This window comes from Streptomyces sp. NPDC004542, from assembly GCF_040610035.1.
In the GTDB taxonomy this organism is placed as follows: Bacteria; Actinomycetota; Actinomycetes; order Streptomycetales; family Streptomycetaceae; genus Streptomyces.
Genome location: NZ_JBEXLP010000007.1, coordinates 1 through 19,023 on the forward strand (window position 1 = coordinate 1; position 19,023 = coordinate 19,023).

At 68.7% G+C, this 19,023-nt stretch carries 17 protein-coding genes; 7 read left to right on the top strand and 10 right to left on the bottom strand.

What is annotated here, in order from left to right; genetic code table 11:
* Positions 1–106 precede the first annotated feature (106 nt).
* A complete protein-coding gene (locus ABZX30_RS06305) occupies positions 107–562 on the top strand; it encodes a GNAT family N-acetyltransferase (protein WP_355929524.1) in 456 nt (151 codons plus the stop codon).
* A 52-nt stretch (positions 563–614) separates the two neighbouring features.
* Here ABZX30_RS06305 and ABZX30_RS06310 read toward each other — a convergent pair whose 3' ends face one another.
* Entirely contained in the window at positions 615–2,000 is a 1,386-nt protein-coding gene (locus tag ABZX30_RS06310; RefSeq protein ID WP_355929527.1) for a serine hydrolase domain-containing protein, read from the bottom strand.
* 331 nt (positions 2,001–2,331) lie between these two features.
* Positions 2,332–3,810, bottom strand: a complete 1,479-nt coding sequence (dnaB, locus tag ABZX30_RS06315; RefSeq protein WP_355929529.1) for a replicative DNA helicase — start codon at positions 3,808–3,810, stop codon at positions 2,332–2,334.
* A 459-nt stretch (positions 3,811–4,269) separates the two neighbouring features.
* Here dnaB and ABZX30_RS06320 point away from each other — a divergent pair, with 459 nt between their 5' ends.
* Positions 4,270–5,607: an MATE family efflux transporter gene (locus ABZX30_RS06320; RefSeq protein ID WP_355929531.1), complete on the top strand. Its 1,338-nt coding sequence runs from the start codon at positions 4,270–4,272 to the stop codon at positions 5,605–5,607.
* 82 nt (positions 5,608–5,689) lie between these two features.
* On the opposite strand, the gene ABZX30_RS06325 is transcribed toward ABZX30_RS06320, so the two are convergent.
* From ABZX30_RS06325 to rpsF, 5 genes are all read right to left on the bottom strand, one after another.
* Positions 5,690–6,910: an IS30 family transposase gene (locus ABZX30_RS06325; protein ID WP_355929532.1), complete on the bottom strand. Its 1,221-nt coding sequence runs from the start codon at positions 6,908–6,910 to the stop codon at positions 5,690–5,692.
* A 91-nt stretch (positions 6,911–7,001) separates the two neighbouring features.
* Positions 7,002–7,448, bottom strand: coding sequence for a 50S ribosomal protein L9 (gene rplI, locus ABZX30_RS06330; RefSeq protein WP_355929535.1), 447 nt, complete (start codon positions 7,446–7,448; stop codon positions 7,002–7,004).
* A gap of 18 nt (positions 7,449–7,466) precedes the next feature.
* Complete coding sequence (gene rpsR, locus ABZX30_RS06335; protein ID WP_003949403.1) at positions 7,467–7,703, bottom strand: 30S ribosomal protein S18; 237 nt, start codon at positions 7,701–7,703, stop codon at positions 7,467–7,469.
* Between the two features lie 56 nt (positions 7,704–7,759).
* Positions 7,760–8,341 (bottom strand): single-stranded DNA-binding protein, encoded by a 582-nt coding sequence (locus ABZX30_RS06340; RefSeq protein WP_355929537.1) that lies wholly within the window; start codon positions 8,339–8,341, stop codon positions 7,760–7,762.
* Between the two features lie 75 nt (positions 8,342–8,416).
* On the bottom strand, positions 8,417–8,707 hold the full coding sequence (gene rpsF, locus ABZX30_RS06345; RefSeq protein WP_005482942.1) for a 30S ribosomal protein S6: 291 nt from the start codon (positions 8,705–8,707) through the stop codon (positions 8,417–8,419).
* Between the two features lie 265 nt (positions 8,708–8,972).
* On the opposite strand from rpsF, the gene ABZX30_RS06350 reads away from it, so the two are divergent.
* From ABZX30_RS06350 to ABZX30_RS06360, 3 genes are all read left to right on the top strand, one after another.
* A complete protein-coding gene (locus ABZX30_RS06350; protein WP_355929540.1) occupies positions 8,973–9,290 on the top strand; it encodes a hypothetical protein in 318 nt (105 codons plus the stop codon).
* A 244-nt stretch (positions 9,291–9,534) separates the two neighbouring features.
* Positions 9,535–10,656, top strand: a complete 1,122-nt coding sequence (femX, locus tag ABZX30_RS06355; protein ID WP_355929542.1) for a peptidoglycan bridge formation glycyltransferase FemX — start codon at positions 9,535–9,537, stop codon at positions 10,654–10,656.
* A gap of 84 nt (positions 10,657–10,740) precedes the next feature.
* Positions 10,741–11,772 carry an alanine racemase gene (locus tag ABZX30_RS06360; RefSeq protein ID WP_355929544.1) on the top strand — a complete coding sequence of 344 codons (1,032 nt, stop codon included), beginning with the start codon at positions 10,741–10,743 and terminating at the stop codon, positions 11,770–11,772.
* 133 nt (positions 11,773–11,905) lie between these two features.
* Here the strand turns inward: ABZX30_RS06360 and ABZX30_RS06365 are convergent, their stop codons facing one another.
* From ABZX30_RS06365 to ABZX30_RS06375, 3 genes are all read right to left on the bottom strand, one after another.
* Positions 11,906–13,450, bottom strand: coding sequence for a glycosyltransferase 87 family protein (locus ABZX30_RS06365; RefSeq protein WP_355929547.1), 1,545 nt, complete (start codon positions 13,448–13,450; stop codon positions 11,906–11,908).
* An 85-nt stretch (positions 13,451–13,535) separates the two neighbouring features.
* Positions 13,536–13,967: a hypothetical protein gene (locus tag ABZX30_RS06370; protein ID WP_355929549.1), complete on the bottom strand. Its 432-nt coding sequence runs from the start codon at positions 13,965–13,967 to the stop codon at positions 13,536–13,538.
* 192 nt (positions 13,968–14,159) lie between these two features.
* Positions 14,160–16,418, bottom strand: a complete 2,259-nt coding sequence (locus ABZX30_RS06375; RefSeq protein WP_355929552.1) for a transglycosylase domain-containing protein — start codon at positions 16,416–16,418, stop codon at positions 14,160–14,162.
* A 732-nt stretch (positions 16,419–17,150) separates the two neighbouring features.
* On the opposite strand from ABZX30_RS06375, the gene ABZX30_RS06380 reads away from it, so the two are divergent.
* Both ABZX30_RS06380 and ABZX30_RS06385 read left to right on the top strand, forming a co-directional pair.
* Entirely contained in the window at positions 17,151–17,834 is a 684-nt protein-coding gene (locus tag ABZX30_RS06380) for a helix-turn-helix transcriptional regulator (protein ID WP_355929554.1), read from the top strand.
* Between the two features lie 43 nt (positions 17,835–17,877).
* Complete coding sequence (locus ABZX30_RS06385) at positions 17,878–18,960, top strand: inositol-3-phosphate synthase (RefSeq protein ID WP_355929556.1); 1,083 nt, start codon at positions 17,878–17,880, stop codon at positions 18,958–18,960.
* Positions 18,961–19,023: the final 63 nt, after the last annotated feature.

Below are 19,023 nucleotides of genomic sequence, written 5' to 3' on the forward strand. Positions count from 1 at the left end.
CGCGGCGGTGGGGGCCCCTCCCGCGCGAGCGAAGCCGAGCGTGGGGGAGCCGTGCCGGGCGTCGCGAGCCGGTGAACCTTTCCGGCCACAGCACTAGGGTGCGACCATGGGAGATCATTTCGAGATACGTGCCGCCATGGCCGAGGACGTCCCTGCCATCGTCGGCATGCTCGCCGACGACCCGCTCGGCGCACAGCGCGAGTCACCGGACGACCTGGCCCCGTACCTGACCGCACTCCAGCGGCTCGACGCCGACCCCAACCAGCATCTGGTCGTCGCGGAACGCGAGGGCCGGGTCGTCGGCACGCTTCAGCTCACGATCGTTCCCGGGCTGTCGAGACGCGGTGCCACCAGGTCGATCATCGAGGCCGTCCGCGTCCGTGCGGACGAACGGGGCAGCGGCCTGGGCACACGGCTGATCGAGTGGGCGATCGGGGAATCAAGGCGTCTGGGCTGCCAGTTGGTCCAACTGACGTCCGACAGGACACGCACCGACGCCCACCGCTTCTACGACCGGCTCGGCTTCACGGCCTCTCACATGGGCTTCAAGCTCTCCCTCTGAGCAGCTGCCGGGGGGCCTGTTCCACGTGGAACAGGCCCCCCGGCAGGGCCGGCTAACCGATCCCCCGCCAGCCCTCCGTGTCCACGCCTCCGGGCACGGGAGCCTCCTCCTCGTACGGCTGGCGCGTGAACACGAACGACCCGAGATCGAGATGGCTGAGGACTCCGCCAGGGCGCCGTACGGGCCGCAGGAGCTCTCCGGCGTAATAACCCTCCAGTCCCGTCCAGGTGCCGTCACCGTTGGCCCGGAAACGTGAGCTGCGGCCGTTGCCGGACAGCGGTCCCAGGGAGACGAGCCCGTCGGCCGTCACCCGCAGGGCGAAGGCATGGGTGCCCCAGTACCACTGTCCCGCGAGCTCCAGCACCGAGCGGTCGACCTCGGACAGCGGCCGCCAGGGCTCGGGAATCCTCGGCTCGGCCTCGGCGACGATACGTACGAGGTCGGCGCCCACCCCGGAGAGCACGGGACCGGAAGTGCAGTTGGCCAGCACCACGGCCGCGACATCGTCCGCCACGCTGAAGGTGAGGTTCGCCAGAAAGCCCGGCAACGAGCCGGAGTGCCCCACGAGCAGCCTGCCGTCTCGGCGCTGGACCTGCAGCCCGAGGCCGTAGGTGGCACCGTCCATCACGTCCGCGGCCTCGGCCGGAGCCGCAGGCGTCCGCATCTCCCGCACCGACTCCGCGCCCAGCACCCGGTCGTCACCCTTCGCCAGGAAGGCGGCGAAGCGGGCCAGGTCACCCGTGGTCGACCACAGCTGACCGGCGGGCGCCATGCGGCCGAGATCCTCCACCGGCTCGGGCAGCAGCGCATCCGCCCATGGGTGCACCGCCCAGCCGCCCGCATGAGGGGCCTGCGGCCGGCCCGTCGTACGGCTCAGGCCCAGCGGTTCGAGCACCTCACGCCGGAGGACCTCCTCCCAGGCGGCGCCACGCACCTCCTCGACCAGCGCGCCCAGCAGCGTGTAGCCAGGGTTCGAATAATGGAAGCGGCGGCCGACCGGATGCAACAGCGGCTGCTCGCCCAGGACATCGCTCAGCTCCGGACGCAAGGACCCGGGAGTCCGCTCCCACCAGGGGCCGGGCGACTCGGCCGCCAGCCCGCCCGTGTGCGCGAGCAGTGCGGCGATGGTGGCCTCCCCCGCACCGGTGCCCGGCAGATGCTTCTCCAGCGGGTCACCGAGGTCGAGCACGCCCTCGTCGCGCAGTCGCAGTACCAGGACGGCGGTGAACGTCTTGGTGATCGAACCGATCCTGTACTGCACGTTCTCGTCCGGTCCATGGCCGTCCACGCAGGTCCGCGCTCCGTGCCACACCGCTCGTCCGCCCCGCACCACCGTCGCGGCCAGCGACGGCGCGCGCCCTTCGGCCTGGGCCACGGCGATCCGGTGGAGCAATGCCCGACGTGTGCCGGGCAGCAGCTCTTCCTCAGATGTCGTCATACCGCCAGTCCACCCCGGCAGGCCCGTGGCCGTCGAGTCGATATGGCCGTCGAGCCGATCCGGCCGAGGCGCCGAGGGGAACGACGCCGGTTGTAGGTTCTCGGCGCTCGTGTCGGATGCCGCCTTCATGACCTGCGGCTTCGTCCGCAGTCTCACGACGTGTCGGACGCTGGAGTCTCACGCCCGTGTCGTTTCCTCGACGGTCCGCGTCGGGCGGCTCGGGCCGTCGGTCCTCCGACCTGGGCGGTCTCACGGCCGGTGTCGTATCCGACATCGATCCGACATCGGCCGTGAGATTCCGACACGGGATTTGAGATCCCACACCGGTGGATCAGGTCTGCGCCATGTCCACGAACCGCGAGTAGTGGCCCTGGAAGGCGACCGTGATCGTGGCCGTCGGGCCGTTTCGGTGCTTGGCGACGATCAGGTCCGCCTCGCCCGCGCGCGGGGACTCCTTCTCGTAGGCGTCCTCACGGTGCAGCAGGATGACCATGTCGGCGTCCTGCTCGATGGACCCCGACTCACGCAGGTCGGAGACCATGGGCTTCTTGTCGGTGCGCTGCTCGGGGCCACGGTTGAGCTGGGAGAGCGCGATGACCGGGATCTCCAGTTCCTTGGCGAGCAGCTTGAGGTTACGGGACATGTCCGAGACCTCCTGCTGACGGCTCTCGGCACGCTTGGAGCCGCCGGACTGCATCAGCTGGAGGTAGTCGATCACGACCAGCCGGATGTCGTTGCGCTGTTTGAGACGACGGCACTTGGCGCGGATCTCCATCATCGACAGGTTCGGGGAGTCGTCGATGAAGAGCGGCGCGGCCGACACGTCCGGCATGCGGCGGGCCAGCCGCGTCCAGTCCTCGTCGGTCATCGTGCCCGATCGCATGTGGTGCAGGGCGACGCGCGCCTCGGCGGACAGCAGGCGCATCGCGATCTCGTTACGGCCCATTTCGAGCGAGAAGATGACGCTCGGCAGGTTGTGCTTGATGGAGGCGGCCCGTGCGAAGTCCAGCGCCAGCGTCGACTTGCCCATGGCGGGACGTGCCGCGATGACGATCATCTGGCCGGGGTGCAGACCGTTCGTCAGCGAGTCGAAGTCGGTGAACCCGGTGGGCACGCCCGTCATCTCGCCGCTGCGCGAGCCGATCGCCTCGATCTCGTCGAGGGCGCCCTCCATGATGTCGCCGAGCGGGAGGTAGTCCTCGCTGGTGCGCTGCTCGGTCACGGCGTAGATCTCGGCCTGGGCGCGATTGACGATCTCGTCGACGTCGTCGTCGGCCGCGTATCCCATCTGCGTGATGCGCGTGCCTGCCTCGACCAGGCGGCGCAGGACCGCCCGCTCGTGGACGATCTCGGCGTAGTACTCGGCGTTCGCCGCCGTCGGCACGGTCTGGACGAGGGTGTGCAGATACGCCGCTCCGCCGATCTTGTTGATCTCACCGCGCCTGGTGAGCTCGGCGGCGATCGTGATGGGGTCGGCGGGCTCGCCCTTAGCGTAGACGTCGAGGATCGCCTGGTAGATCGTCTCGTGCGCGGGTTTGTAGAAGTCGTGGCCCTTGAGGACCTCGACGACGTCGGCGATGGCGTCCTTGGACAGCAGCATGCCGCCGAGCACGGACTGCTCGGCGTCCAGGTCCTGCGGCGGCACCCGCTCGAAAGAGGAGCCACCGCCGTCCCACCCACCGCTGTCGCCGCCCCGGTCGTGCTGCTCGTCACGGCCGCGGCCGCCACCGCCGCTCCGGCGGGAGGCGGGCAGGCGATCGCTGGGACCACTGTCGGCCCACGGATCGTCCAAGGGCTCGGAAATGCTCACCGAGCCACCTCCTCCCGTCCGCCCGGGCGGACCTCGCCGCACCCTCATTCCTACGGCACGGCACTGACAACTGAGAGGCCCAACTCCGGTTCCATCGCGTCGGTTTTGTGAGGTTTCCGAGGTCGGCGGAAGGAGCGGGCGCCGGACCACGGTAGGCCCGTCGGCAGCGTCAGCCAATCTGGTTATCCACAGGCCATGTGGACGACGGCCCTGATGCTGTGGAGAACTCACCGAAACCTGTGCACGACCCGGTGGACAGCCCTGTGAACAAGCCCTCGATTCTCTCTTCGAAACCGCCTTGACCTGCACCTTTGCCATCCACCGGCTGTGCAGAAGAAAAAGTTGCCCAGTCGGGCCAAGATCGCCCGGAGAGGTGTGCGCACCCATGCGAGCCGTCACCTGAAGTAAGGGGCTCAACTCGATTGCATCTCTTACCTGTGGACGATTAGATTAGTGCTCATGCCACAGGCTTCCACGATCCCCGGAGCCGGCCCCGAACGGCACGACCGCGAGATCGTAGCCCTGGCCGTCCCCGCCTTCGGCGCACTCGTCGCCGAGCCCCTTTTCGTCATGGCCGACAGTGCCATCGTCGGCCATCTCGGCACGGCGCAGCTCGCCGGCCTCGGCGTCGCCTCGGCCCTCCTCACGACGGCCGTGAGCGCCTTCGTCTTCCTCGCCTACGCCACCACGGCGGCCGTCGCCCGGCGCGTCGGCGCGGGCGATCTCCAGGCGGCCATCCGCCAGGGCATGGACGGTATCTGGCTCGCACTACTGCTGGGCGCCACGGTCATCGCCCTCGTCCTACCCCTGGCACCCGCCCTGGTCGACCTCTTCGGTGCTTCGCCCACCGCGGCCCCGTACGCGACCACCTATCTGCGCGTCTCCGCCCTGGGAATCCCCGCGATGCTGGCGGTACTCGCGGCCACCGGTGTCCTGCGCGGGCTCCAGGACACCAGGACACCGCTGTACGTGGCCGTCGCCGGCTTCGTCACCAATGCCGCTCTCAACGCCGCCCTCGTCTACGGCGCCGGTCTCGGCATCGCCGGCTCCGCCTGGGGCACGGTGCTGGCCCAGTGCGGGATGGCGGCGGTGTATCTCACCGTGGTCGTCCGAGGAGCCCGTCGCCACGGGGCATCCCTGCGCCCCGACGTAGCCGGCATCCGGGCCTCCGCCCACGCGGGGACACCCCTGCTGATCCGGACGCTCTCGCTGCGGGCGATCCTCATGATCGCGACCGCCGTCGCGGCCCGCCTCGGTGACGCCGACATCGCCGCCCACCAGATCATCCTGTCCCTGTGGAGCCTGCTCGCCTTCGCCCTCGACGCCATCGCGATCGCCGGGCAGGCGATCATCGGGCGCTACCTCGGTGCCGACGACACCCAGGGAGCCCGGGACGTCTGTCGTCGGATGGTGCAGTGGGGTCTGGCAGTCGGGGTGCTCCTCGGGCTGCTGGTGATCGTGGCGCGGCCGCTGTTCCTGCCGCTCTTCACCAGCGACGGCGTGGTGAAGGACACCGCGCTGCCCGCCCTGCTCATGGTGGCGCTCTCCCAACCGGTCTGCGGAGTGGTCTTCGTCCTCGACGGCGTCCTCATGGGCGCGGGAGACGGGCCGTACCTGGCCGGAGCCATGCTGGTGACCCTTGTGGTCTTCGCCCCCGTGGCGCTGCTGGTCCCCGTCCTCGGAGGCGGGCTCACCGCGCTCTGGGCCGCCATGACACTGATGATGACCGTACGGATGCTGACCCTGTGGCTGCGTTCCCGCTCGGGTCGCTGGATCGTCACCGGCGCAACGCGCTGACCGTTTCACGTGAAACACAACAAAGATGGGGCCGCACCCCACGGCGGTTTCCAGCGGTCGTTGCAACACGTGGTTGTGTTGATCAGGCCGTGAGTAGTTTATGCAGGCGCTCGGCTGGGGTTTCCCAGCCGAGCGTTTTGCGTGGGCGGCGGTTGAGCTGGTCGGCGACGGCGGCCAGGTGTCCGGGGTCGTGGACGGACAGGTCGGTGCCCTTGGGGAAGTACTGCCGCAGCAGGCCGTTCGTGTTCTCGTTGGAGCCGCGCTGCCAGGGGCTGGCCGGGTCGCAGAAGTAGACCGGGATGTCGGTCGCGAGGGTGAACTCGCCGTGCTGGGCCATCTCGCTGCCCTGGTCCCAGGTCAGGGAGCGCATCAGCTGGGCGGGCAAGGTTTGGACGGTGGTCGTCAGGGCGCCGAGGACGGCCTCGGCGCCGTGGTCGCCTGGCAGGTGCAGGAGCATCACGTAGCGGGTGGCGCGCTCTACCAGGGTGCCGATCGCCGACTTCCCGTTCTTGCCGATGATCAGGTCGCCCTCCCAGTGGCCGGGATCGGCCCGGTCCGCGGCCTCGGCGGGCCGTTCGCTGATCATCACCATCGGCGTGATGAAACGCGGCTGGCGGCAATTGGCCTGCCGCTGGGGCCTGCGGCGGGCACGGCCGGAACGCAGGGCGCCTGCGAGCTCACGCCGCAACTGTCCCCGGCCCTGGACATAGAGCGCCTGGTAGACGGTCTCGTGGACCACGTGCATCTCCGGCCGGTCGGGAAACTTCTGCCGCAGAGCGTGGCATATCTGCTCCGGGCTCCACTTCTCATCCAGCATCGCCTGGACGGCATCCCGCAGCTCGGCGTTCTGGTGGATCTTGCGTTTGGGGCGAGGGCGGCGGGCGTCGGCGCGGGCCTGGGCGGCATGCGGGCGGTAGTGCCACTGGCCACGAGTGCCTTCTGTGCGGTTGCGGCGGATCTCCCGGCTGACCGTGGAGGGACTGCGGTTCAGCTCCGCGGCGATCGCCCGGACGGTGGCCTCCTCCCGCAGCCGGTCGGCGATGTGGATCCGCTCGTCCTCGCGCAGGTACCGGGACGGGCCGGAAGCCGGTACCACCAGATTGATCGGTGGTACCGGCTTCCGGTTCCGTTCCCCGGAGCGGCCGTTGCGCCACTTCCGACCGGTCCGCGCATCGATGCCGACGATCCGGCACGCCTCGGTGTTGCTGTATCCCTGCTGCACGAGCCGGGAGTATGCCTCCCGCTCCCGGGACAACTTCTTACGCCCCTGAGGAGACCGGTCCGCCCGGATCTCGAAGTCCATCGCACCCCTTGAACTGGGGTGTTGCAACGACTCCTAGAACCCAAGCACTGGGTGCGGCCCCATCTCTCAGCTGTTCAGCCGAGCGCAGCGATCACGCGGCGATGACCTCGATGTTGACCTTGGCGGCAACCTCGGGGTGCAGACGCACGGACGTCTCGTGGGCGCCCAGGGTCTTGATCGGCGAACCGACCTCGATGCGGCGCTTGTCGACCTCGGGGCCGCCGGCAGCCTTGATCGCCGAAGCGATGTCGGCCTGGGTGACGGAACCGAAGAGGCGGCCGGCGTCGCCGGCGCGCACGGCCAGGCGGACCTTGACGCCCTCGAGCTGGGCCTTCACCTGGTTGGCCTGCTCGATGGTCTGGATCTCGTGGATCTTGCGAGCACGACGGATCTGCTCGACGTCCTTCTCGCCACCCTTGGTCCAGCGGATCGCGAACTTCCGCGGGATCAGGTAGTTGCGAGCGTAGCCGTCCTTGACGTCGACGACGTCGCCCGCGGCACCGAGGCCGGAGACCTCGTGGGTGAGGATGATCTTCATGAGTCGGTCACCCTTCCCTTAGCGCGCGGTGGACGTGTAGGGCAGCAGCGCCATCTCACGGCTGTTCTTCACGGCCGTGGCGACGTCACGCTGGTGCTGCGTGCAGTTGCCGGTCACGCGGCGGGCACGGATCTTGCCGCGGTCGGAAATGAACTTCCGCAGCATGTTCGTGTCCTTGTAGTCCACGTACGTGACCTTGTCCTTGCAGAAAGCGCAGACCTTCTTCTTAGGCTTGCGCACAGGCGGCTTCGCCATGGTGTTTCTCCTGTGTGATCAAGAAGTTTGGGTACGACCCGCCCTCGGCCCGAGGCTTAGAAGGGGGGCTCGTCCGAGTAGCCGCCACCGCCGCCGGAGCCACCGCCCCAGCCACCGCCGCCGCCCTGCTGGCCACCGCCGGCGGGAGCGCCGGTCGCCCACGGGTCGTCGGCAGGAGCGCCGCCGGCCTGCTGCTGGCCGCCACCGGGGCCGCCGCCCCAGCCGCCGCCACCCTGGCCGCCACCGCCGCCGTAACCGCCCTGGCCACCGCGGCCGGCGGTCTTGGTGACCTTGGCTGTGGCGTTGCGCAGGCTGGCGCCGACTTCCTCGACGTCCAGCTCGTAGACCGTGCGCTTGACGCCCTCGCGGTCCTCGTACGACCGCTGCTTCAGCCGGCCCTGCACGATGACGCGCATGCCTCGCTGGAGCGACTCGGCGACGTTCTCCGCCGCCTGACGCCAGACCGAGCAGGTCAGGAAGAGGCTCTCGCCGTCCTTCCACTCGTTCGTCTGGCGGTCGAAGGTGCGGGGAGTGGACGCGACACGGAACTTCGCGACCGCCGCACCGGAGGGGGTGAAGCGCAGCTCGGGGTCGTCGACAAGATTGCCGACGACCGTGATGACGGTCTCGCCTGCCATGGGGGAACCTCTCGGCGGGTTTGCTGCTGGCTGCTTGGTGCTACTCGAATCCCGGGATCAGCTGAGCGGAAGAGCTCAGTGGGTCTCGGGGCGGAGGACCTTGGTCCGGAGGACCGACTCGTTCAGGTTCATCTGGCGGTCGAGCTCCTTGACGACCGCAGGCTCGGCCTGCAGGTCGATGACCGAGTAGATGCCCTCGGGCTTCTTCTTGATCTCGTACGAGAGCCGACGACGGCCCCAGGTGTCGACCTTCTCCACCTTGCCGTTGCCCTCACGGACGACGGAGAGGAAGTTCTCGATCAGGGGGGCGACAGCGCGCTCCTCCAGATCGGGGTCGAGGATGACCATCACCTCGTAGTGACGCATGTGGAACCCACCTCCTTTGGACTCAGCGGCCACGGTCGTTCCGTGGCAGGAGGGTTGTGATGCGTACGCAACGGTAGCGGCCGCCACTGACAACGCCACTGGCAATGAGTGCCACTGGCAATCAGGCATGGGCAGACACCGGTGCAGACGGTACACAGTACCCGCACACCGGCTTCCGGTTGAAATCCGGCGGGGGAGGCCGCCAGTCTGTACGCATCGGGTGTGTAAGGCGCTACAGTGCGCCGCTCTCCGCAGGAGGTGCCTCATGGCACAACAGGCATTGCGACCCAACACCGCCGGATCCCTCTTCGCCACCGACGGCAAGCCCCATCCGCTCCAGGACACCCTGATGGCGGTCACGCTGGTACTCGGTGTGACCGCCTTCGTCACCGGGTTCTTCGGCAGCCTCCATCTGCTCAGCTCGTGGGCCGGCCTGGTGGGCATCATCACCGGCGCGTCCGGGCAGTGGCTCTCGGTGACCACCCGCGAGCGCTTCGGTCTGATCCTGGGTCTCGGTGCCTCCGGCGTCGGATTCATGCTCGGCATGGCCAACGGCGGGCTGTTCGGCGGGCTCATCGGCTGACGCCGGCCGGCCCCCGCCGGCATCGGCCCCCGCCGGCATCGGCCCCCGCCGGCATCGGCCGACCGCCCTCCGGGCGTCGTCCCTCCGACTTCCCTCCGAACACCGTGCAACGCCCCGGCGGACCGTCGGCCGGGGCGGAGGTGCCCCACGCCCAGTCGGGGCGCTCCCAAGGCGCAGTAGGCTTCGGCGCGAGAGCCGGAGCCCCTGTACCCAGGGGGACACACCAGCCCGAGGAGCGCCCCGAATGAGCCTGACCCTGAGGACCATCAGCCGAGAGCAGCATCTGGCCTACATCCAGAGCCTGCCGTCGGCGAGCCACATGCAGGTCCCGGCCTGGGCTGACGTCAAGGCGGAGTGGCGCTCCGAGAACCTCGGCTGGTTCGACGGACGGACCGGCGAGCTGGTCGGTGTGGGCCTGGTCCTCTACCGTCAGCTGCCCAAGATCAAGCGCTACCTCGCCTACCTCCCCGAAGGCCCGGTCATCAACTGGTTCGCGCCGAACCTGGACGACTGGATCCAGCCGATGCTGGCCCACCTCAAGCAGCAGGGCGCCTTCTCCGTGAAGATGGGCCCGCCGGTGATCATCCGGCGCTGGGAGGCCAACTCCATCAAGCAGGGCATCCAGGACCCGGACGTGAAGCGCCTGCGCGACGTCGAGGCCGACTTCATCGAGCCCCGCGCCTTCGAGGTGGCCGACAAGCTGCGCCGCATGGGCTGGCAGCAGGGCGAGGACGGCGGCGCCGGCTTCGGCGACGTACAGCCCCGCTACGTCTACCAGGTGCCGCTCGCCAACCGGTCCCTGGAAGAGGTCCACAAGAACTTCAACCAGCTGTGGCGCCGCAACATCAAGAAGGCCGAGAAGGCCGGGGTCGAGGTCGTCCAGGGCGGTTACCAGGACCTGGCCGAGTGGCAGCGGCTGTACGAGATCACGGCCGTGCGCGACCACTTCCGCCCCCGCCCGCTGTCGTACTTCCAGCGCATGTGGACGGCCCTCAACACCGAGGACCCCAACCGGATGCGGCTGTACTTCGCCCGCCACAACGGCGTGAACCTCTCGGCCGCGACGATGCTGATCGTCGGCGGGCACGTGTGGTACTCCTACGGCGCCTCCGACAACATCGGCCGCGAGGTCCGGCCCTCGAACGCCATGCAGTGGCGGATGCTGCGCGACGCCTACGCGCTCGGCGCCACCGTCTACGACCTGCGCGGCATCTCCGACTCGCTGGACGAGACCGACCACCTCTTCGGCTTGATCCAGTTCAAGGTGGGCACGGGCGGCCAGGCCGCGGAGTACCTCGGCGAGTGGGACTTCCCGCTCAACAAACTGCTCCACAAGGCGCTCGACATGTACATGTCGCGCCGCTGAGCCCGGCCGTCTGGTTCCATACCCTTCACACCGTTCACCACCCCCTGCTCCACCGCAGCCACGAGAAAGGTCCCAGGTCCGGCCATGGCGCTCACGCTCTACGTCGACACCGCGCGCTGGCGGGCGCACCACAAGCACGTGCAGGAGCAGTTCCCCGGGCTCGTCCCGGTCTGCAAGGGCAACGGGTACGGCTTCGGGCACGAACGCCTGTCGGAGGAGGCCACGCGGCTGGGCGCGGACGTCCTCGCCGTCGGCACGACCTACGAGGCCGCGCGCATCAAGGACTGGTTCGGCGGGGACCTGCTGGTGCTGACGCCGTACCGGCGGGGCGAGGAGCCGGTGCCGCTGCCGGACCGGGTCATCCGCTCGGTGTCCTCGATCGACGGTGTGTACGGGCTCGTGGGCGCCCGCGTGGTCATCGAGGTGATGTCCTCGATGAAGCGGCACGGCATCAGCGAGGAGGAGCTGCCGCAGCTCCACTCGGCCATAGAGAACGTCCGGCTGGAGGGCTTCGCCATCCACCTGCCGCTGGACCGCACCGACGGCTCGGACGCCGTCGAGGAGGTCATCGGCTGGATGGACCGGCTGCGCGCGGCCCGGCTGCCGCTGCACACGATGTTCGTCAGCCACCTCAAGGCCGAGGAACTCGCCCGGCTCCAGCAGCAGTTCCCGCAGACCCGTTTCCGGGCGCGGATCGGCACCCGGCTGTGGCTGGGGGACCATGACGCCACCGAGTACCGCGGGGCGGTCCTGGACGTCACGCGCGTGGCCAAGGGCGACCGCTTCGGCTACCGCCAGCAGAAGGCGGCCTCGGACGGCTACCTGGTGGTCGTGGCGGGCGGTACGTCGCACGGCGTGGGTCTGGAGGCCCCCAAGGCCCTGCACGGCGTCATGCCGCGGGCCAAGGGCGTCGCACGGGCCGGCCTGGCCACGGTCAACCGGAATCTTTCTCCGTTCGTCTGGGCCGGCAAGCAGCGCTGGTTCGCGGAGCCGCCGCACATGCAGGTGTCGATCCTGTTCGTCCCGGCGGACGCGCCCGAGCCGAAGGTGGGCGAGGAACTGGTGGCCCATCTGCGGCACACCACCACGCAGTTCGACCGGCTCGTCGACCGCTGATCCGGCCGGCCGGAATCTTCCCGGCCGGCAGCCGAAAGGCCGTACACGGGTCCTCCCGGACCCCGGTGTACGGCCTTTGTGTGTGCGGCTTTGTGTGTGCGGCCTTTCGTGTCTCCGCCTCCGGCGTGTTCGCTCAGTGCGAACCGTGGGTGGGGGAATCCGGTCCCCGACCGCCCCAGTCCACCTGGGGGCCGTACGCCGCCGGCTCCAGGTGGGCGGCGTGCCGCGGCGGGTGGGCCGCCGGACCGAGGACGAAGACGTCCTCCGCGCCGTCGAGAACGCCGCCCGAGGGGTCGTCGTCCCCGGACCGGCGCACCACGTCGCGCTCCGGCATGAGGATGTCCCGCACCACGACGGCGCACAGATACAGCGTGCCCAGCAGGTGCAGGGCGATCGCCCACTGGTAGCCGTGGGTCGGCAGGCCCTTGTGGGCGTCTCCGCTGGTCGTGTAGGCGAGGTACATCCAGATGCCCAGGAAGTACGCGACCTCGCACGCCTGCCAGATCAGGAAGTCCCGCCACTTCGGCCGGGCGAGCACGGCCAGCGGGACCAGCCACAGGACGTACTGCGGCGAGTAGACCTTGTTGGTGACGATGAACGCGGCCACCATCAGGAAGGCCAGCTGGGCGAAGCGCGGCCGGCGCGGGGCCGTGAAGGTCAGCACCGCGATGCCCACGAACGACAGCGCCACCAGCAGCGTGGCGAAGAAGTTGACCGTGTCGGTGGTGGGCGGGTTGCTGGAGTTCTGGGCCCAGATCAGCCAGAAGGAGCCGAAGTCGACGCCCCGGTCGTGGCTGAAGGTGTAGAACTTCGACCAGCCGTCGAAGGCGAAGACCATCACCGGCAGGTTCACCGCCAGCCAGGCGGCCACCGCACCGCCCACGGCCGTGAAGTACTCCCTCCACCTGCCCGCGCGCCAGCACAGCACGAGCAGCGGTCCGAGCAGGAAGACGGGATAGAGCTTGGCGGCCGTGGCGAGCCCCAGCAGGACGCCGAAGGCGAGGGGGCGGCCCCGGGCCCACATCAGCATCGCCGCGGCCGTCAGGGCCACCGCCAGCAGGTCCCAGTTGATGGTGGCGGTCAGCGCGAACGCGGGCGCCAGGGCGATCAGGAGGCCGTCCCAGGGGCGCCGGGCGTGGGTCCGGGCGACGCACACCGCGATGACGGCCGCGCACACCATCAGCATCCCCGCGTTGGCGAACCAGTACCACTGCTCCTGGTGCTGGATGCTGCCGCTGTGCGGTGTGAGCCAGGAAGCCACCTCCATGAACACACCGGTCAGGACCGGGTATTCGAGGTACTGCATGTCGCCCTGGAGCCTGTCGAAGTACGGCACCAGTCCGTCGGAGAAACCCCGCCCCTGATAGAGGTGCGGGATGTCCGAGTAGCAGGCGTGCGTGTACTGCGAGCTGGCGCCGAAGAACCAGCCGCTGTGGTAGCAGGGGGCCTTCTGGACCAGGCCGAGGGCGAACATGCCGATCGCCACGAGCGCCACGATCCGCACGGGGGTCCACCAGGACGTCCCGAGCAGGGCGCGCCGCCCGACGGGGCCGCCGATCAGCTCGCTGCCGGCCGCGGCGACCTCGTCCTCCCTGGTCGGCCGCACCGGCTCCCCTCGGGCGGGTCGCACCGGCTCGGGCTCGTGCACGCTCGCGGGCGTCGTTTCTGCACTGGGCATGGGGCACATCCTGCCGTACGGACCTGAGTGCGGGCCCAGGCACCGCACAGCCGGTTCCCGGCTCCCCGCGCGGAACGATGACCGGCTACTCCTGGAGCCAGTCGGTGCAGGTGCTCAACTGCTTGTCCCCCTCGTAGACAGCGGCCTGGACCCCCATGTCGTACAGGCCCGCGGAGTAGCTGGCCGTGCTGCTCCAGGACTTGCTGGTGCCGTTGCCGTCGTAGTTGTCGTGCCACGGCCAGGTGATCAGCCCGCCCCCGTCGTTCTTGCCGAGCACCCGGACACTCACGTGGTGACCGTCCGCGCGGTTGTCACCCACCGCGATGGAGACCTTGACGTCGGTCTTGCCGACATACCAGTCGTTGATCGCCAGAACGCCTCTCGCGCCCCCGTCCCCCGTGTCGCAGATGAGCGTGTAGTCGGGGTAGGCCGCGGCGGGGGCGGCCGACATGCCCACGGCCAACGCGGCTCCGGCGAGGGTGGCGGCGAGTTCCTTGCGGCTGATTTGCATGCTCATGACATTCCTTACCGGCCTGTCGGCCTGAACAAGATCTATTGCAGGGACGCACAGTGGAACCCGGAGGAACACGCCACAACAAGAGCGAAATCGCACCACCGTGAACGAGACAGGGCCACCGGTGGAAGACCGGTGGCCCTGTTTACCGCGTCACGCCGGTGCTGCCGTCACCTTGCTCACGACGACCCGGTTTCAGCCGTTCGAACCGGAGAAGAGGCCTCCGTTTCCGTTGCCTCTGCTGTTCCCGGCTCCCGTGGTGTCCGTGGGTGTCGGCGAGTCGGTGACGCCTCCGGTCGTACCGCCCGTGTCGGTGCCACCGTCGTTCTGGCAGTTGCCCCAGCCGAGCTGGCAGCTGTCGGTCGGCGAGGGTGTCTCCGTGGTGGGCGTGTCGCTGGGCGTGGGGCTCGGCGACTCGGTCGGGGTCTCGCTCGGCTGCGTGGCCGTGACCGTGGGGGTCGGGGAGGGGGCGCCGGCCTCGTCGTGGACCTCGCCGATCTCCTCGGCGTCCGGGAAGCCGGGGTCCGACTTGCCCTTGAGCGCGGCCTTCATGTACTCGGTCCACACGGAGGTCGGGATGTCACCACCATGGATGGACTCCACCCCTGCCGTCCCGTTCATGGACAGCAAGGTGTGGTTCTTGGGGTTCTCCCGGAACATCGCCACCGAGGTCGACAGCTGCCGGGTGTAGCCGACGAACCAGGCCGACTTGTTGCTGTCGGTGGTACCGGTCTTGCCGGCCGCCGTACGGCCCAGGACCTTGGCGTTCTGGCCCGTACCGTTCTGGATGACGTTCTCCAGCGTGTCCGTGACGTTGTTCGCCACGTTGGCGTCCATGGCCTGGGTGGTCTTCGGCTTGGAGAAGCCGGGCTGTTCCTCCCCGTTGTACTTGACCTGCGTCACCGAGTACGGGTCCGTCTGCTTGCCGGAGGCGGCGAAGGTCGCGTAGGCGTCGGCCATGCGGATCGCGCTCGGGGTCGAGGTACCGATGGCGAAGGACGCGTTGAGGTCGGCGAAGCCGGTCCGGATGCCGGACGCCTTGGCGACGTCTTTCACCTTCGCCATGCCCACGTCCATACCGAGTTGGACGAACGGCGTGTTGACAGACTGTTCCATCGCCTTGCGCAGAGTGATGTAGCCCCAGGCGTGGTCGCTCTCGTTGCGCTGGTAGAAGACCGAGCCATCGGGCTTCAGGACGGGAGTGCCGTTCTGGTTCAGGACCTTGAGCTTGTCGTTGCCGTTGTACTTGCTCATCGGCGAGAGGCCCGTGGGCGCGGTCTTGTAGGTGCCGTACTCCATCGCCGCGGCCAGCACGAACGGCTTCCACGTCGAGCCGACGGGGACACCGGAGGTGTCCGCGTTGTTCGTGAAGTGGCCGTTCTCGTAACCGGCGCCACCGTAGAGCGCGACGATCGCGCCGTCGTTGGGCACCACCGACGCCGCACCGAACTGGACGTACTTGTCCAGCTCCCGCTTCTTGGGATCGAGGCGCTGCTTCTGGACCTTCTTCACGGCCGCGGTCAGGGCGTTGACCTTGTCCTTGTCGAAGGTCGTGTAGATCTGGTAGCCGCCCTTGTCGAACTGCGCCTCCGTGATGTTCGAGTGCGCCAGGACGTACTTCTTCGCCGTGTCCGCCAGGTAGCTGATCTGGCCCGTCATGCCCTTGATCGCCTTGCGGCCCTGGGGCATGGGGTACTTCTTGATCGCGTCCTGGTACTGGGTGTCGGTGAGGCGCTTGTCCTTGTGCATCTCGCCGAGGATCCAGGCCCAGCGCTCCTTGGAACGCTTGGTGTTGGCATCCTGGGTCGCCGACTTGTCGAGGTCCGTGGCCCCGGCCGGGTCGTAGTACGTGGGCCCCTTCAGCAGCGCCGCGAGGACGGCGCATTCGCTCGGCGTGAGCTTGACCGCGTCCTTCCCGTAGTACGTCTGCGCCGCGGCCTGGATGCCGTAGGCGCCGCGTCCGTAGTACGAGGTGTTCAGGTAGCCCTGGAGGATCTGCTTCTTCTTGAGCTTCGTCCCCACCTTGATGGAGATGAACATCTCCTTGAACTTCCGGGTGACCGTCTGTTCCTGGCTCAGGTAGGTGTTCTTCACGAACTGCTGGGTGATCGTCGAGCCGCCCTGCGTCTGACCGCCCCGCGCCATGTTGGCCAGGGCGCGGGCGATGCCCATCGGGTCGACACCGGAGTCCGAGTAGAAGCTCTTGTTCTCGGCCGAGATCACCGCCCACTGCATGGCCTCGGGGATCTGGTCGATGGTGACGTTCTGCCGGTTCGCGCCCGTGCCGGTGGCCACCATCTGCTGGCCGTTGGCCCAGTAGTAGACGTTGTTCTGGGACTTGGCCGCGTCGTTCTCGCTGGGGATCGAGACCATCGCGTAGGCGACGCCGAACACGGCGACCATGCTGCCGACGAACCCGATGAACAGCCCGGAGACGAGCCTCCAGGACGGCATCCAGCGCTGCCATCCGTACTTGCCCGCGCGCGGGTAGTCGATGAAGCGCTTCCTCGGGGGCTCGCCCGCCCGGCCTCTGCCCCGTCCGGGACCGGCCGGCCCCCCGGGACCACCGCGCCGGCCGCCCGGCCCGGTGTTGTCGGCTCCTCTGCGGCGGCCGCCGCCTCCGGCTCTCTGCGCCGCCCGGCGGGCCTCGGCGCGGCTGCCGTACTGGGGCTCATCGCCTCCCGGGCCGTAGGCGGCGGAAGGAGACCCGGTGGCGCCACGCGGAGCCGCACGGCGGCCGGAGGACGAGCCGGACTGACCGCGTCGGGCCGCGGCACGTCCGCCTCCCTGCGGCTGCGGCGGTTTGCGACGGTGCTCGCTCATCGAACGATTACTCCTCGGGCAGGCGCACCCGTGCGCGCCTGGAAACGGCGGCTGGTTTCCGGTCCCCCCGAAGTACGGATGCGGTCGGTCCCGCATTCACCCGTACCGCACCGAGGACATCGACGCTCCCCAGGCATCACGTGGTTCCCGGTGGTTCGCATGCCGCACAGACTACGCACCGTCAAAACCCTCCGAGCTCCGAGGTTCGCCGCAAACAGGACAACTCTCCTCCTACGAATCGGTGATGTGATCCCGTTCACCGCTCCCCCTCTTGTCGCACGCGGAAGGCCGTTCTATCGTCGTGATGTATCGAGTCGATACATCAGAGCGAGATAAGCGAGACGAGGACGAGGGGAGGCAAGGATGAGCCGGCGTTCCGGGATCCTTGAGTTCGCCGTGCTCGGCCTGCTTCGCGAGTCCCCGATGCACGGCTATGAGCTGCGCAAACGACTCAACACGTCCCTCGGTGTGTTCCGCGCGTTCAGCTACGGAACGCTGTACCCCTGCCTCAAGACGCTGGTCACCAACGGCTGGTTGATCGAGGAACCGGGGAGCACGCACGAGGACGCCCTCGCCGCGCCCCTGACCGGCCGCCGCGCCAAGATCGTCTACCGGCTGACGGCGGAAGGTAAGGAGCACTTCGAGGAACTGCTCTCGCAGACCGGTCCCGACGCGTACGAGGACGAGCACTTCGCCGCACGTTTCGCCTTCTTCGGCCAGACGTCGCGCGATGTGCGCATGCGCGTGCTGGAGGGCCGGCGCAGCCGCCTGGAGGAGCGCCTGGAGAAGATGCGCGCCTCCCTGGCTCGCACCCGGGAGCGCCTCGACGACTACACGCTCGAGCTCCAGCGCCACGGGATGGAGTCCGTGGAGCGCGAAGTGCGCTGGCTGAACGAGCTCATCGAGAGCGAGCGGGCCGGCCGGGACCTGCGGGGTTCCGCGTCCGGGGGGTCCGCTCAGCAGGACACGACACATGGAGCGCCGGGCGGCCTGCCCCGTCCCGGGGACACCCCCGGGACGGATACGCCCGACGACACCGCCACGTGAGACCCACTCGGGGCCTCACACGTACACACAGGGAGCAACCGGAATGGGTTTGGTTCGCGTAGCCGTCGTCGGCGTGGGCAACTGCGCCGCGTCGCTGGTGCAGGGAGTCGAGTACTACAAGGACGCCGACCCGGCGTCCAGGGTCCCCGGCCTGATGCACGTGCAGTTCGGTGACTACCACGTGCGGGACATCGAGTTCGTCGCCGCCTTCGACGTCGACGCGAAGAAGGTCGGCCTCGACCTCGCCGACGCCATCGGCGCCTCCGAGAACAACACGATCAAGATCTGCGACGTGCCCAGCACCGGGGTCACGGTCCAGCGCGGTCACACCCTCGACGGCCTCGGCAAGTACTACCGCCAGACCATCGAGGAGTCCGACGCCGAGCCGGTCGACGTCGTCCAGGTCCTCAAGGACAAGCAGGTCGACGTCCTCGTCTGCTACCTGCCGGTCGGCTCCGAGGACGCGGCGAAGTTCTACGCCCAGTGCGCCATCGACGCCAAGGTCGCCTTCGTCAACGCCCTCCCGGTCTTCATCGCCGGCACGAAGGAGTGGGCGGACAAGTTCACCGAGGCGGGCGTCCCCATCGTCGGTGACGACATCAAGTCCCAGGTCGGCGCCACCATCACGCACCGCGTCATGGCGAAGCTGTTCGAGGACCGGGGTGTCGTCCTGGACCGCACGATGCAGCTGAACGTCGGCGGCAACATGGACTTCAAGAACATGCTCGAGCGCGAGCGCCTGGAGTCCAAGAAGATCTCCAAGACGCAGGCCGTCACCTCCCAGATCCCCGACCGGGACCTCGGCGAGAAGAACGTCCACATCGGCCCGTCCGACTATGTGGCCTGGCTGGACGACCGCAAGTGGGCCTACGTCCGCCTCGAGGGCCGCGCCTTCGGTGACGTCCCGCTGAACCTGGAGTACAAGCTCGAGGTCTGGGACTCCCCGAACTCCGCCGGTGTCATCATCGACGCGCTGCGCGCCGCGAAGATCGCCAAGGACCGTGGCATCGGCGGTCCGATCCTGTCGGCGTCCTCATACTTCATGAAGTCCCCGCCGGTGCAGTACTTCGACGACGAGGCCCGCGAGAACGTCGAGAAGTTCATCCGCGGCGAGGTCGAGCGCTAGCCGGCACGGCCACGCCGAAAACCGCTCCTGCCAGGGCTGAGAGGGTCCCCGGGTGCTCCGCCC